General features: G+C 51.4%; 2 rRNA genes. Both read left to right on the top strand.

Features of this window, described 5'->3' with window-relative positions:
* A 23S ribosomal RNA gene (locus CKW00_RS13525) occupies positions 1 to 90 on the top strand; the annotation flags it as partial.
* A gap of 51 nt (positions 91 to 141) precedes the next feature.
* Positions 142 to 256, top strand: a 5S ribosomal RNA gene (gene rrf / locus CKW00_RS13520).
* Positions 257 to 280 lie beyond the last annotated feature (24 nt).

Below are 280 nucleotides of genomic sequence, written 5' to 3'. Positions count from 1 at the left end.
GCCTCTGAGACGAAGAGGTTGATAGGTCCGGTGTGGAAGCGTGGCGACACGTGCAGCAGACGGATACTAATCCATCGAGATCTTCTCTATACGTTGGTCATATGTTTCTTATCCAGTTTTGAAGGTTCATTCCTTCATAGATGTGGTGGCAATAGCGAAGAGGTCACACCTGTTCCCATGCCGAACACAGAAGTTAAGTTCTTCCGCGCCGATGGTAGTCGGGGTTACCCCCCGCAAGAGTAGGGCGCTGCCACATCGTTTTTTTATCAGCGCGGGATGG

Source organism: Salimicrobium humidisoli, assembly GCF_002295105.1.
In the GTDB taxonomy this organism is placed as follows: domain Bacteria; phylum Bacillota; class Bacilli; order Bacillales; family Halobacillaceae; genus Salimicrobium; species Salimicrobium humidisoli.
This window is presented reverse-complemented; position numbering and strand designations above follow the sequence as displayed.